This is a genomic window from Pedobacter sp. T50_32 (genome assembly GCF_057652195.1).
The window spans coordinates 86,192-101,043 of record NZ_JBYFBY010000007.1 but is presented as its reverse complement, the minus strand read 5'-3'; the positions used below and the strand labels follow the sequence as shown (position 1 = coordinate 101,043).

The window sequence follows — 14,852 nt, the reverse complement described above, 5'->3', positions numbered from 1 at the left end:
TTTTATTTATTTGAGTTCAACATTATTTTTTAGATACAAGAAAGACCTGATAGCCCGCTTTAAGTGTAACCTTTGGCGTTCTAACTTTCTTGGCGAAATAGCCCGAAATACCCTGTACCACGCCACGGCTTAAATCAGCCGCTACCTGCTGTCCGGCATTCTGCGTGAGCATTACGCTTGTTCCCCCTGTCTGGCTCATATTGCCCGCCATTTCGGTAAGTGCATTCATTTCCGGCGAATACGGAACGTACAAGCCTTGCTGCCCGTCCAAATCGTAAATGGTTATATCTACCTGGATGATGTTGCCCTCCAGTTCTACGGAGGTAACTTTTAATTGTAGCCTGCCATTCTGAAATTTTGCATTAGCCGTTACAATTGTTCCTTTGGGAATGGTACGTTGCGGGGTTTTGGCAGGCTCTAACAGGCGTAAACGCACACCCGTTTCGCCAACTACCGTTTGGGCTTCGTGTACACAGGCTTTGATACTGTTTTTAGGCTGTACCACCTCTTCAGTAGAACCTGCGGTATAGAACCCCCTGTTTTTTGTTTGGCTCCAATCGGCTGCAAAGGCACTGTCCGACGGTTCACGGTACAAGGCTGATACAATGTTCTTTCTTGTTGGTGTGAACGATACAAATTGCTCTTTTTGGTTAGCACCCGCAGCAGCAGGAGTTGCACCGATGGCAGGAGCAGCGTTTCCGGTATTGGCATTTTGGGGAAGATACTTTGCTGCCATTTCATAGGATTTCTCCATTAATTTGAGTTGGTCGTCAACGGTGGCCACAGGTGGCACATCTTTTTCCGACAACTTTGCTTTCAGTTCGTCCACTTGCTTACGGAGTTCCATTGTTTCAGCATTGTCATTATTATAAAATGAACCCAGTGTGCTTTGTGCATTACGGTAGCTGTTCAATGCAGAATTTCCGTTTCGTCCCGAATTTCTGCCACCACCGCCAAAGCCGTTGCTTTCTTCATCTTCTTCAGGTAAGTTTTCTTCATTGTCAGCAGATGCACTGTCTTCAGTATTCCAATAATCAGAAAGCGTGGTTAGCGCATTCCGCTTTTCCTGCTCTTTGCGTTCGAGCATTTCCTGCTCATACGCCTTGCTTTTATCATCGGGCATCCCTGCTCCGGTAGCCTGCGGTACAGCATCGTTCAACCCGATATTTTCAACCGCTTTTTTATCTTTCGACGGTTTAAATATGAGGTACATACAGCCGAGAAATACCACGCCCATCAAAAGGAATATGATTGGCTTTTTGAGCTTATCCTTATTGCTCTTTTTATTATCCGGCAGATTTGATGCTCCGTTTTGGTCTTCTCCCTCAACGAGAAAGCTGACCCTTTTTTCATTTTCTTTCATAAATCTGATTTTTTAAAATTGTTGATACACTATCCTGCAACCTTGCAGGATTTTTACTTTTAAGGACAGGGTTCTCGATATGCTCTATGACCATACCGTTACCGGACTTTGAGGTATCGTACATCACTTTGCCAATGACCGCTACGGTAAGCAGCAGATAACCCACAAAGAAGTACAGCGTATATCGGTGCTGTTTGCGCAAGGGCAACGCCCGCCAACGTTCGTCCAACTTGTCAAAGTATCTGTCCATATTTGCTCTTAATTTTTTCATAGCCTTACTATTTCTGTGTTACAGCTTGAAACGCTTAGGACTTTTACCCGCCTGTTGCTTCGGCGCATCGTTAACCAGTGCGACCGCTTCCGTTAATTTGGGTGCGGACATTACGGACAGGTTTGCCAGTTCCGTTTTTTTGAGTAATTGCCCAAAGCCGTCTTTCTTGGCTATTTCCATTCGGCTAAGAGAGAATTTTCCATTCAGGTATTTTACCCACATATTGCATTCTACACAGGGCTTGTCATCGCCCGACCATTGTAGGTAGCCTGTCAGCAGTAAGTCCTGCTTAGGCAAACTGTCTGCACCTTTTTGGCAGCTTTCGAGGTATTCGCTGATGCTGTCTTTCAGCTTTCCGGCATACGCTCCCTGCGTATGGAAATACCCGTTATATCCTTTGTCGGTAAGGATTTTTGCGAACGTGCTTAAATCTGATAATGCTTCCATAAGATTGTTTTTTTAGCGTTCGATGACCTCTATATCCTTATTTTCCACGACTGCAAATTTTTCAATATTGAAGCCCTGCGGATTATTGTCGGAACGAACGGAGTTGACGAGATAGCAGGAAGTAATCAGGTTACGCCTGGTTACGTTGCTTGACCGGATAATGAACTGTTTGGCATAAGTACGCACTGCATAAGGGTAGTTGTCGAAATTGCACAAGACACTATCCACCTCGATGCGTTGCTGCACGTTCCCCGAAATGATACGGCTGTAATAGCCCTTTTCCGACAAGTCTTTGTAGTAATCAAAAGCACTTTTATCGGCAAGGTTGAACGCCCTGCTCATATTGCTTTCAATAGCGTTCTTGTCGGGCGCAAGCGTAAAGAACAGTTCGTGAAATCTCCTTACGTGTTCCCTTGCCTCAACCGGGCGGTTGATGCTCGCATCCTGCGATAAGGCAAGCATCAGGGATTTGCCGTTATCCAGTACATAGATTTTTTGGCGTTGTTCTTCTGCAAAGCGGTAGGAACGCCATACGGTGTAACCTACCACGCTAATGCAGAGAACCGCAAACACAATGGCATATAATCTTATCTGCCTAAAGCTGTTTTCGATATTTCTTAGCGTTTTAAATTCCATTTTTTAGAATGATTAATGATTATTTATTCATCAGTTTACCGCCGATGTTTCCAACTGTTGAACCTGCGCCTGCTCCGGCGATGTTTCCGGCTTTCATTGCTGTGGAGTTTACATTGCGGGTAAAGTTTCCTGCGCCTCCGGCTTGGATTACCCAACCTGTTACTGTCGGGATAGTGAAGTACCCGATGATGCCGATAATCATAAAGATGATGTACACGGTATTGCTTGTATCAGGTATATAGGTAGGGTCGGCAAGCATTGCTATATCCCGTTCTAAAATGAGGGATTGTATTCTTGCCAACATTGAGCTGAACAAATCCGAAACGGGAAGCCATAGGTAAACGCTGACGTACCTCGTGAGCCATTGCGAGAGCGTGGACTGAAAGCCGTCCCACACGGAAATAGCAAAGGCTATTGGTCCGAGTATGGAGAGGACTATCAGGAAAAACGTTCGTATGGTATCAATGACCAAAGCCGCCGCCTGAAAGAGAATTTCCAATAGATTACGAAACCAATCCTTTATGGCTTTTTCAATCTTATAGGCTTGCCTGTCCATATACATACCCGCCATTGTTCCAATGTCAGAGGGCGACCAACCCAGTTCGTCCAGTTTTTTATCAAACTCTTCGTCTGATACCATATAGGCGGTTTCGGGGTTCCTGACCATTGCCTCATATTCCAACTGGTCTTTCTGCTGTTGCAGTTTGTTCAGGTCAAGCACCTGGTCTTCCAGTATTTGGTGGGTTCCTACTACCACCGGGCTAAGTACCGCATTGATGGTTCCCAGTACGATGGTCGGGAAGAACATAATACAAAGCCCTAAAGCGAACGGGCGCAGCAAAGGGAACATATCAATAGGTTCGGCACGGCTTAAAGCCTGCCAAACCTTTAATGCCACATAGAACAATGCTCCCAATCCCGCCAAACCCTTAGCTACTGCCGCCATATCGCCTGCAAGCGGCATCATATCGTCATAAAGCGAACGCAGGAGTTCGTGAAGATTATCCCATTCCATTTTTACCAGTATTTTTGGTTAGCAGTTCCGTAGAGTTGAAGCACTCTTTGGGCATCGTTTTTCTTTTTCGCTCTTAGGTAGCTTACAGAAATGTTCTTATTGGTGTAGTAGCGTACAAGGCTGTGGTAATCCTTTACCTCTTTGTACACTCTGTCGATAATATCCATACGCTCTTTGTCATTCAGCGAAAGGCTTGATGAGGTTATAATCTGCTTCAATTCTTTCAGCAGTTCGGTACTTTCATTGAGCAGTGCCGAATAGCCATTACCGATAGCGACCAATTCCTGCGGTGTGAAATTTGGGTCGTTCATCATTTTACCAAAATTTTGCACGTACATTTCGGACACATCGCCCACCAACAATACCGTTTGTTGCACCTTACGGGCATCTTTCACAAGATTGTTGATAGCTTTCAGCTTGTCATAATATTCCTTACCCTGGTCGTACACTTTCTTCACTTCGTTGAAGTTCTTTATCACATTGCTCACGGTCGAAGAAGTCTGTATGATTTCGTTCGCAGAGTTGATAATTCCTGAAGCCAGGTTTGCAGGGTCAGTAACTACAAACTGGGCTTTTGCTGACGGTGCTACGGCGAGCATTAATGCCGTACACACCAGATACAATACTTTTTTCATTGTTTCTGAATTTTAAAATGTTAATGACTATTGATTTACTTTGTCCCGCCTTTGCATTGCGATATGCTTAATGGCGAGTTCTACATTACCGTCCAGTTCGGAAGCAAGCTGCATTACTTCCATTTTTTCGGTTTCTTCGGTTGTGTAAGCGAGGTATTCCTCCAAACTAACTTCAGTGGCATAGACTGCCGAGTGCGTACCACCTAAGCCAATCCAAACCTCTTTGTACAGTCGGCTTGCATCGTTGTTCATATTGATGGAAAGTACCTGCCCTTTCTCTTTGTCCGTAAGTCCGAGCATCGCCTGTATATCATCGAACTTGTTCATATACTTGCGTTGGTCAAGCAGGATTTTACAGTCGGAATTGTTGATGATACTTTCTTTCACAATAGGCGATTGGATAATATCATCGACCTCTTGCGTTACGACAATTGCTTCTCCGAAGAATTTGCGGACAGTTTTAAACAGGTACTTGATGTATTCCGCCATTCCCTCTTTGGCAATCGCTTTCCAAGCCTCTTCAATCAGGATGAGCTTGCGAATACCTTTCAATCGGCGCATTTTGTTGATAAACACCTCCATAATGATGATGGTCACAATGGGAAAGAGGATTTTGTGGTCTTTAATCGCATCAATCTCAAACACGATAAAGCGTTTAGAAAGCAGGTCTAACTGTTTGTCGGAGTTCAACAGGTAATCGTATTCCCCTCCTTTGTAATAAGGTTCGAGTACGTTCAGGAAGTTGGCAATGTCAAAGTCTTTTTCCCTTACCTGCTTTTCCTCCAGTACCTTGCGGTAGTCGCCTTTTACATACTCATAGAAACCGTTGAATGAGGAGTACACATCTTCCGTTTTGATACGTTCGATATAACCGCTTACCGCATTGGACAGGGCAACTTCTTCAGAACGGGTTGGCGGCTCATCATCACGTTTCCATAAGGTCAGTATCAGGGTTTTGATACTTTCCCGCTTCTCAATGTCGAATACGCCATCATCGGTATAGAAAGGGTTAAAGGCAATCGGGTTATCTTCGGTATATGTGAAGTAAACACCGTCTTCGCCTTTGGTCTTTCCTTTGATGAGTTCGCATAAGCCCTGATAAGAGTTACCCGTATCTACGAGCAGTACGTGTGCGCCCTGTTCGTAATACTGGCGTACCATATGGTTAGTGAAGAACGACTTACCCGAACCCGACGGACCAAGTATGAACTTGTTCCGGTTCGTGATGATACCCCGTTTCATAGGCAGGTCGGAAATATCCAAATGGATAGGTTTTCCAGTAAGCCTGTCAGCCATCTTGATACCGAACGGCGAGGGCGAATTGTGGTAGTTGGTTTCTTCCGTAAAGAAGCACAATGCAGGCTCAATGAATGTGTAAAAACTTTCCTCACTGGGGAAGTCGCCCGCATTGCCCGGCATTCCTGCCCAGTACAAGGTCGCTACGTCCGTTGTGTTGTGGCGTGGCTTACATTCCATAAGTGCCAATGCACTACCGCAATCATTCTTTAGCTGTTTCAGTTCCGCAGGGTCTTCCGACCACGCCATAATGTTGAAGTGCGCACGGATTGAGGACAACCCGAAGCTGTGGGCTTCGTTCAGGTACTTTTCTATCCACTCTTTGTTGATTTGGTTGGCACGGCTATACCTTGCCAGTGAGTGCATATTCCTTGCGGACTTCTCAAACTTTTGCAGGTTGTCTTCGCTGTTATCCAAAAAAATGTACTGGTTGTAAATGTGGTTACAGCTTAACAGTAAACCCACAGGTGCGGCGAATGACAGACGGCAGTCGCTACGGTCGGTGGACAGCTTTTCAAAACGGGTATTAGCCGATACCGTTCCGGGCAGGTCGTTCGTATCTGAAAGCGTATGCAGGCTCAATCTTTTGTTTCCGATGCGCACCTCTTCGTTTCCGAGTGCGATGTCCTGCATTGGTGTTCCTGCTCCCCTCGATAACGTGAGGTATTGCTCCAATAATCCCTGTGTATCGTCCGTTCCGATAATCTCATCTTCGGTCAGACGTTTCAGGCTCACAAAACCGCTATCATTCACGATACGCTCAAACTGTGCCACCGCTTCCATAAAGCTGTGTATTGTTTCCTTGTTCCTGATTTCCTTTGGTATCAATGAACCTTTGCAAAGCGAGCTGAAGTTGCTTTGCATACGCATTCTTTCCTTGGTAGTCTTGGTAAGGAACAGGTAGCAATAGTGGTTTAGAAATGGTCGCTCGTTAAAATGGCGCTGGTAGGATTTAGCCAAAAAACTTTGGTCTTCTTTTGCCAAATCGGGATCGTAGTTTTCCTTGATGTACCAATCCTGTTTGTGAATGACCGTAAAATCAGGGAGGGTTTTAATAGCCTTGTGCCAGGCGGAATGTATTGCTTCATATTCCGCAGAAGCTACCGTGAACAGTTCAGGTAAACGTACCTCAAAACAGGCGGTAATATCTGCATCTTTGGAAAGGATGCAATTGTTTTCTACTGCCAACAAAGGAAATTTGTTTTCCAGCGTTGTTGTTTTAGATACATTTCTCATACGGCATTCTGTTTAGGAGTGAATTTCAGATAGCGGTGTACAGGCTTGCGGCAGATGATATAGCGGGGATGCCGTTTATTGGCTGCAATTTTCATCAGCCCGTGTTCGCCGTACTTCCTGTTAAGTGAAAAGGTCTGCCATACAATAAGCGAAGCTCCGCCTGCTCCGAGGAACAGGCAGATGTAGGAGTTTACGCCTGCCATATACAGTATCATCACGAGGATAAGCGTACCGAGCAGCCCGCCTGCGAAAATGAAGAGGTACTGTGCTTTCAGCCCTTTAAATTCCACCGTTCTACCGATGCCTTTGTTGATGTTGTAATTCATAAGGCAAAGGATTAAAGGAAGAATGAACGCAGGATAGTAGCGGCAACAATCAAGAAGATACACGCACCAAACCACGAAGCTGCGGTCTTGCTCGTGTCGGGGTCGCCGGAACTGAATTTGTTGTACACCTTAACGCCCCCGATTAACCCGACTACCGCACCGATGGCGTAGATTAATTGCGTTGCGGGGTCGAAATAAGAGGTTACCATTTGGGTGGCCTCGTTGATACCTGCCGAGCCGTTTCCCTGTGCGAACGCACCAATTCCTGACAGCATTGCCACGGCTGTCAGCAAAACTTTTTTTCTCTGTTTTTCCATAATTGAAACACATTAATTTGTTACTGTTTATCCCGCACCTTGCGAGCTTTCGGGACAAAGGTGTTTCAGAAATCAGGGCGTTATAACAAAGTGGCAGTCAGTGGAATTGTTTGGCGGTGAGTGGCTTCGTAAAACGAAATGAGGCTATTTCTATTTCTAGAAACAGCCTCATTTACTAAAATTTATTGAAGTGTGTTTAATTCAAAGATTCCTTAATTGTTCTAAAGTTAACTAAGGCACTTTCGATATTTTCAATTATATCCTCAATCAATACTTCTGGATCAGGAAGATTGTCCAAATCAATTAGATTATCATCTTTAAGCCAGAAAACATCCAAATTTGTCTTATCTCTCTCAATAATCTCTTCATAAGAATATTTTCGCCAACGACCATCAGGATTATCAATAGACCAAGATTCTTCTCGTTCATTCATAGAACTTATTTTATAATTGTTGATAAAATCAGTTAAGTTCCTAAAAGTAATCGGATTATTCTTAGGTGTATGATGAATATTTGTACGGTAATCATAAAACCAAATTTCTTTTGTTCCTATTTCTCCAGAATGCTTATTTTTCTCGAAAAACAGAACGTTTGACTTCACTCCTTGCGCATAAAATATACCAGTAGGCAATCTTAAAATCGTGTGTAAATTTGTTTCTTTAAGCAGTTTTTTACGAATGATTTCACCAGCACCACCCTCAAATAAAACATTATCAGGAAGTACTACTGCGGCTCTTCCATCTTCTTCTAACATAGATACTATATGTTGTAAAAACGCTAATTGTTTATTACTCGTAGTAATCCAAAAATCTTTGCGTAAGAAATATCCATCTTTTTTTGCTTGGTTTTCATCTGTAGTTGGTATATCACTACTGCTTTTTCCAAACGGTGGATTCGCTAATACAATTTTTACTTTAGGAACTTGCTTATCCACTTTATGAGGATTCAGGCTATCAGACACTTGTATGTCTGGGGTCTTTTGCAAATCTCCAATACCATGCAAATACAAATTCATTAAGCATAATCTTGCAGTAGCTTTTTCGATTTCCCAGCCATGAAATGTGTCAAACTTTAAGAATTTTTCTTGATCTTCTGTGAGATTGTTATTCTCCCAAATATGATTTAATGCTCCTAAGAAGAACCCTCCTGTACCGCATGATGGATCTGCAATGGTTTCACCCAATATCGGATTGATACACTCTACCATTGCTTGTATCACAGCTCTTGGAGTAAAATACTGACCAGCACCACTATTTTCTGCATTTTTCTGTAGTAAGGTTTCATAAATCTCCCCTTTGACATCAGAATCTGTTGAAGACCAGTTGTCCTCATCAATAAGCTGAAGTAATCTTTTCAGCTTTACAGAATCATGAATTTTATTTTGAGCACTTGCAAATATCTTTTCAAGCATTCCCCCTGACTCTGCTAGTGTTTTTAATATTTGTTCATATTGTTCTAAAAGTGTCCCACCTGAATTAGAAACCAATGCTTTCCAATTGCAGATATCGGGTAAATTATACTTATTCTTGTTTTCGTCTGCCATTTTTAGAAACAGCAAATAAGTTAATTGTTCCAAATAGTCGTTATACCCTAAACCATCATCACGGAGGGTATCACAGTACGACCAGATTTTTTGTGCTATATTGGATGTTGACATACTCTTTGTTTTTTATGCTGCAATTTTAGATGCCCATGGCAATCCCATACTATCTAAGCAAGCTTTGACAGTTGCTGAAAACTCTGCAGTTTTTTGTACTAAATCTTTTAATTGTTTTAATTTTTCTTTTATTTGCCCTCTTCTTAATACACTCGGATTTGCATCATTTAAATCCATCAAATTTTGAGTTTCTGAAACAAGTGTTGAAACTTTAACCCAAATATCTTGTCGAGCCTCTTTTAATTTTTTAAAATTCAAATTCAGACTTTTTATCGTATAATCAGCTCTCTCAAAATCCCAACCAGATGTTTTAATTGGAGTGACTTCTCCTTTAGGATTAAATGTGATTTTTAGAACATCCTCTTCTTCACAAGGGTCTAAAAAATAGGCCAACTCATCTTCAATTGGAGTATCTGGGTTATTAGACTTATGACTTCTCACTGCGAATTTGTCTCGTTTCCTTACATTTCCAGCACCTCCACAAACTCTATAATTAGACCAGGCAAATGCCAACCACCAGTATCCTCCTTTATCTTTTTTGTCAATTCCCAGTGCTATTTTTTTTGGTCTGAAATGATCCACATGTAAGTGATTATATTTATCTTTTGATTCAGAATACCAGCACTTTTCATGTGATATAGATAATAAAAAATCTTTTAACTCCCCCCAAACAACCTGATTGTCATCTATAATCTGGTTTCTCGTTAGCGCATCCGGAGCAGTGATAAGTTGTTGCGTTAAGTTATCTGCCTTATTTATCCATTCAATATCTGGTTCAAATCCAGTTCTATCTATGTGAATCATTTTTTTCTTCTTTTGAAAGTTCTTCAAGTATTTCCATAGCTAAAGCATTTTGTTTATCTAACTCCTCTTTTGTGAAGCTATTCTTTCCATGTTCTTTTATACGATTTTTGTAGGCTACGATAAATTTTTGGTATAATGGATCTCTAAATGTATTTCCAAAGCCTAAGTCTTCTAACTCAATAAAGAGTACTCGTAGCTCCTCTTGCTCTTGCTCTGAAAGTGCCTTCTCTTGCTGTTTTACAAGCAACTCATTTCTCTTATCTAACTTTTCTTGAGTAAAATCATCTATTGTTGTTGGTAATCCAAAAAATTCACTTGTTAATATTCCTTCAACACCAAGTCCTCTTGGATCTACCTCTGGTTCTTCCACTGTAATTTGACCATCGGACGCCGTTCTGAATAATCGAACTTCTTCTTTAGTTAGATTTCCTATTACCAAAGGATCATGCGTATTAAGTATAATTTGAGTGCTTGCAGGACGATCAACCACCTTATCTAAAAACTCCAAATATCTCCATTTCCAAATAGGATTAAGATGTGTATCTGGTTCGTCGAGTAAAATTAATGAGTCCTCATCTTTTGTAAATTTCAGCAATCCCAGTACGGTTAACAATTGCTGCTCTCCCTCGCTTAATTCCTTAAATGTAATACTACCATCAACATTTTTCTTCTGTACTTTTATCCTAACTTCCGCAATTAGTTTTGAAATGTATGTACTTTCTAATGCCTTGAAAAGGGCTGTATTATTCGTATAAGTTTGGGCTAACTCTTGCAATTTATCTTTCCCTTTTAAAAACAAATAGAGTCTTTTTTGATCTTCTGTTTCAGCAAAATCAGTTTTTATTTTCTCATCATTATATATTGGAGCAAGAGATAATTCCCAAAGTTTTTCTAAGAATGGCCTAACCAATCCTTTTGCCGTCCAAAAAATATCATCTGGATTGTTTTTAATCCTACTTTCCGCCCATTTGGGCATTTTAAGGACAAAAAGAATAGATTCAATATCTTCAATATTCAATACCTCATTTAAGAATTTTAAACTTTCTTCTTCCTCATGAGTGAAATAGGCAAGCAAAACAAAATAGGAATGAACTAATTGAACGTAGAAAAGCTTTCTTAAAGAATCAAGTTCAGTATCTTTAAAATCTTCACCGATTATCTTGTTATAGAAATTATTTTGGTGATCCCAAAAAAGTTCTTTCAATTTATTGCTTAATCCAGAGTAGTAGGTAAATACATATTTAGGTTGATATTTTGCTTTAGCTTCATGGGAAAAGAAAGACTTAAACGTTTGCTTTTCATCATTTACCAGAATCACATAATTTCCTTTTCGAAAGGTCACATTGATTATATCACTCTGTATCTTGTAAACAATATTATACTCAAAACGTGGTGATAATCTTTTTGTATCAGTACTTAAATCAAGATATTTGAAAATTAAGATTAAAGCTTCAATGAAATTTGATTTTCCCGAAGCATTTTGCCCGAGTAAGACAGTTTTCATCTTGTTTTCATCAAGATTAATTGAGAACTGTTTTAGGTTCTTATAATCTTCTATGTAAACCTGATCTATTCTCATGATTTCTCAGCTAATTTTAAAAATGATTCTTTACCTTTTCTCGGCAATTCAATAATATCTCCTGATTCGATATGTTTTTTTAGCTCAGCATAGAACTGTTCAATATCATCTATTTTATCAGAGGATAGCCAAAGTTGTTTTGAAGATATCGGTTCTGTAGTCTCATTTAATATTTCGAGAATTGACTTGGATTTTTCAGGCATAGTTTTAATTTTAATCGAATTATTCCTATTTTCTTTTTCTTTCACTAAATATTCTTCTTTTTCCACTCTAATACGTTTAATTAGCATTCTTACTGATTCATCATTAGAATCTTGTTCTGATAATTTTCCCTCAAAACCTTTCCGAAGAACACTTTGTGTAAGCAATTCTATATTTCGAAGATTTTTTTCTATTGTACCTTCAAAGTGACTAATAATTGAAAACTGTCTATCTAGTTCTTCAGTAATAGCATTTTGCTCCTCTATAGAGCAAATTGGAATAAACTGGTCAAGTACATCACTAGCTCTAACAGCGGGGTACGAAGAGCCTGATTGTAATTCATTTAACGGCTGAATAAAGTTGTCCGATGTAATATATTTAAAGATATACTTTGGGTTTATAAAGTTGTCAAAGACTCTTATTACCGCAAAACCTGAACTTGCTATCTGGTGATTGAATTTTTCTTCTTCAATCATGGCAATATTTTTCAAATAAGTTCTTACAGTGGAAAACAGGATGTCATTTACTTCAATAATATGCTGAGCTCTTGAGGGAGCATCTTTCCATTGATACTCTTTATAGGTTTCAATTACATTCTTACTGTTATTAATACCCCCAATGTCTAGATAAATAAACTTATCAACACTTTCCCTTTCTTTTAAACGGACACGTTCTACGGTTTGACAAACATCTTTTAATTGAATATATGACCATCCTTTAGGTAATTTCAATTTTGCTAATGCTTCAGCGTCTGATGAAATTTGTATATTTTTAGGTTTTCTTGGCTTTATTTTATTTTTCCCTGCTTCAAAATCTTTTAATTCTTTTTTATACCGTTCCTCTTTATAAACATTTATCTCTTTTACAATTTGTAGAGGTGTTTTTAAATCATTTTGATTCTTTCTCCATTCTTTAGTTAACGTTCCATCAGAAGCTTGTTTTAAAATTGATTGCTTATAATAGGTTAACTGTTTTAATGAACTTGCTAATTGCTCTTTACTTTTTTCTAAACTACTTAATATCTCTTCAATTTTTAAGACGATCCTTTCTTGTTCCTCTATTGGTGGTAAGGGTATTGTAATTCTCTTTAACGTAGTAAGATAAATGCCTTTTTGAGCTGTACCAGTTGCATTGTCAGTAAGTAGTTTTTGACAAAAAGGAGAAGAGAGGTAGTACATTAAATATTTACCCGAAATTATGATGGGTTTAAGCAATGCAACACTCCTTTGTATTGCAATTTTTTGGGTTTGCTCAACCATAGCAACTCTACCAATCGTACCTACAATTGTCAACAATACATCACCTTTGTGTACATTAGTTCGTTGCATCTCATTTTTATACGCATCTTCACTTATGTATCTAACATCTTTATCAAAATTTATACTATAATTTTCTATATTTCTTGCACTAAGCATTGCAATCCCCACTTCCTGCTTAGGAGGCGGATTATGTGATCCATCTGTTATTTTATAACAAATGTTTTCTAATTCATGCCAAACCCAATCTTCAGGTAAACTATATTTTTCTTGTTTTTCTTTCATTTAAATCTTTTTCAAAAGATTTGCTTTTTGCAAATTTGTATGCTTCGTCTATATCGTATGCGATCCAGTTCTCAGCGATACCATTCATTAATTATTCCTACTTGAATTCAGTAACTCTTTAATGTCTATTTTCAATAGATCAGCAATTTCTGCTAAAGTTTCTACTGAAGGTTGTACTTCATTGGTACACCAGCGAGATACTGTACTTGCACTTTTGCCGAGTTCTTTAGCCAGCCATCTACTGGTTTTGGATTGTTCTGTCAATACAACTTTAAGTCTATTGATTTTCATTTGACGCTATTTAATTCGCATGAAATGCGAATTTAGTATTATTGATAACATAAACAAAGTGTATTGAGACATTTAGTTAGGGTAGATAACTAATATTGTTAGATTAAGAAGGATTTATAATAGAGAACAAGAGAGTTTGCTTATACAAACTCTCCAATGTCAAAATCACCCAAATCACTTTTCCGCAAGGTGGAAGAACCGTCGTCGCTTTCAGATGAAAGTGTGCTATCCAAAAGCTTGGCAATTTTTCGGGAAGCACCCTCTATGGAATTTTCCAGTAAGCTGAATAATTCGGTTCCCTGTAATTTCTGAACTATGGCTACCGCTGTTTCCTTTTGAGGTTGTTCCAAATTTTCTTTTTGGAGCAATGCCCCTACGGAGCTTAGTTCGTCATAGGTAACCCCTTGGGCAAAACCGTTATCGCCACCGGATATTCCGTACCTGTTCCATTCTTCTTCCTCTTCTTCCAAATCAGGCATATTGCTGAAAACTTCGTCCAGTTCTTCCTGCGGAATTTGAATGCTGACGTTTTCGTTTTCGTCGTATTCGATGTCTAAATTATCAGGGGTTATCTCCGGTTCCATTATTTGGCTTTCATTGGCAGTATTTGGCAATGAAAGGCTTCTTACTGGCTTGGGCTGCCCCATAATATCGGGCAGGTTCGGGTTAACTTTTTCCTGTGCGGGCTTTTGCTCCGAACTTTTATGAATGACAATCTTATCCTGTAAAAGCAGGACAATTACAATGAGCAGACAAATCACAATTATTATTTCCATAATCAGGTATTTTAAAAAATGGGTTTAAACTTTTCGTTGAAATCATCGGTAATGGCTTTTTCAAATTGTTCAAAATGATGCTCCAGTACGTTATCGAGATATGCATACAGGGGTATGGCATCTTTACCGATTACCTGTACAATACGTGATAAACGTTCGTGGTATTCCTGCCGGATGTAAATGCTTTTATCCCCCCGCTTTGTCATTGAGTGGGTTTTTAAAAAATGTTCGCCATAGCTTCCATCAAGGTTTTTCTTAGTACGGTTCCTTTCCCGTTGTGCGGGTTTGCTTTGTGGTAATTCATCCTGCTTTAACTCATCTTTTACCCCTTCCTTTTCCTGCTCTTCGGCAGGTTTGGGCGGTAATTGTAAACCGTCCTTTTTTACGCCGTCCACCATCAGGTTCATCATCATTTCCTCATTAATGTCCGGCGTGACTTTTCTTTTATTGTCTTTTTCCAT

At 39.7% G+C, this 14,852-nt stretch carries 16 protein-coding genes; all 16 read right to left on the bottom strand.

The window, feature by feature from the left end; translation table 11 throughout:
- Positions 1-22: 22 nt before the first annotated feature.
- Complete coding sequence (traM, locus tag AC23ME_RS18410) at positions 23-1,363, bottom strand: conjugative transposon protein TraM (RefSeq protein WP_487729212.1); 1,341 nt, start codon at positions 1,361-1,363, stop codon at positions 23-25.
- Positions 1,350-1,613, bottom strand: a complete 264-nt coding sequence (locus tag AC23ME_RS18405; protein ID WP_487729211.1) for a nitrogen regulatory IIA protein — start codon at positions 1,611-1,613, stop codon at positions 1,350-1,352. Before AC23ME_RS18405 ends, traM begins: the two co-directional genes overlap by 14 nt.
- Before the next feature lie 39 nt (positions 1,614-1,652).
- Positions 1,653-2,081, bottom strand: a complete 429-nt coding sequence (locus AC23ME_RS18400; RefSeq protein WP_013632615.1) for a hypothetical protein — start codon at positions 2,079-2,081, stop codon at positions 1,653-1,655.
- Positions 2,082-2,093: 12 nt separating this feature from the next.
- A complete protein-coding gene (traK, locus tag AC23ME_RS18395) occupies positions 2,094-2,717 on the bottom strand; it encodes a conjugative transposon protein TraK (RefSeq protein WP_013632616.1) in 624 nt (207 codons plus the stop codon).
- A 19-nt stretch (positions 2,718-2,736) separates the two neighbouring features.
- Positions 2,737-3,732 (bottom strand): conjugative transposon protein TraJ, encoded by a 996-nt coding sequence (traJ, locus tag AC23ME_RS18390; protein WP_002978499.1) that lies wholly within the window; start codon positions 3,730-3,732, stop codon positions 2,737-2,739.
- 2 nt (positions 3,733-3,734) lie between these two features.
- Positions 3,735-4,367 (bottom strand): DUF4141 domain-containing protein, encoded by a 633-nt coding sequence (locus AC23ME_RS18385; RefSeq protein WP_002978496.1) that lies wholly within the window; start codon positions 4,365-4,367, stop codon positions 3,735-3,737.
- Between the two features lie 27 nt (positions 4,368-4,394).
- Complete coding sequence (locus AC23ME_RS18380; RefSeq protein ID WP_487729210.1) at positions 4,395-6,899, bottom strand: TraG family conjugative transposon ATPase; 2,505 nt, start codon at positions 6,897-6,899, stop codon at positions 4,395-4,397.
- Positions 6,896-7,225, bottom strand: coding sequence for a DUF4133 domain-containing protein (locus AC23ME_RS18375; RefSeq protein WP_002978492.1), 330 nt, complete (start codon positions 7,223-7,225; stop codon positions 6,896-6,898). The genes AC23ME_RS18380 and AC23ME_RS18375 overlap by 4 nt, the downstream gene beginning before the upstream one ends.
- An 11-nt stretch (positions 7,226-7,236) precedes the next feature.
- Positions 7,237-7,542: a DUF4134 domain-containing protein gene (locus tag AC23ME_RS18370; RefSeq protein WP_099365192.1), complete on the bottom strand. Its 306-nt coding sequence runs from the start codon at positions 7,540-7,542 to the stop codon at positions 7,237-7,239.
- A 196-nt stretch (positions 7,543-7,738) separates the two neighbouring features.
- Complete coding sequence (locus AC23ME_RS18365; protein ID WP_487729209.1) at positions 7,739-9,199, bottom strand: class I SAM-dependent DNA methyltransferase; 1,461 nt, start codon at positions 9,197-9,199, stop codon at positions 7,739-7,741.
- Positions 9,200-9,211: 12 nt separating this feature from the next.
- Positions 9,212-10,003, bottom strand: a complete 792-nt coding sequence (locus AC23ME_RS18360) for an HNH endonuclease family protein (RefSeq protein ID WP_487729208.1) — start codon at positions 10,001-10,003, stop codon at positions 9,212-9,214.
- Positions 9,987-11,582, bottom strand: coding sequence for an AAA family ATPase (locus tag AC23ME_RS18355; protein ID WP_487729207.1), 1,596 nt, complete (start codon positions 11,580-11,582; stop codon positions 9,987-9,989). Before AC23ME_RS18355 ends, AC23ME_RS18360 begins: the two co-directional genes overlap by 17 nt.
- The gene (locus AC23ME_RS18350) at positions 11,579-13,324 is read right to left on the bottom strand and encodes a restriction endonuclease subunit S (protein ID WP_487729206.1); all 1,746 of its coding nucleotides are present in this window, start codon (positions 13,322-13,324) and stop codon (positions 11,579-11,581) included. The genes AC23ME_RS18355 and AC23ME_RS18350 overlap by 4 nt, the downstream gene beginning before the upstream one ends.
- Positions 13,325-13,411: 87 nt before the next feature.
- Positions 13,412-13,615 carry a helix-turn-helix transcriptional regulator gene (locus AC23ME_RS18345; RefSeq protein WP_487729205.1) on the bottom strand — a complete coding sequence of 68 codons (204 nt, stop codon included), beginning with the start codon at positions 13,613-13,615 and terminating at the stop codon, positions 13,412-13,414.
- A gap of 140 nt (positions 13,616-13,755) precedes the next feature.
- Positions 13,756-14,391, bottom strand: a complete 636-nt coding sequence (locus AC23ME_RS18340; protein ID WP_487729204.1) for a conjugal transfer protein TraD — start codon at positions 14,389-14,391, stop codon at positions 13,756-13,758.
- Between the two features lie 11 nt (positions 14,392-14,402).
- Positions 14,403-14,852 carry a DUF3408 domain-containing protein gene (locus AC23ME_RS18335; RefSeq protein WP_487729203.1) on the bottom strand — a complete coding sequence of 150 codons (450 nt, stop codon included), beginning with the start codon at positions 14,850-14,852 and terminating at the stop codon, positions 14,403-14,405.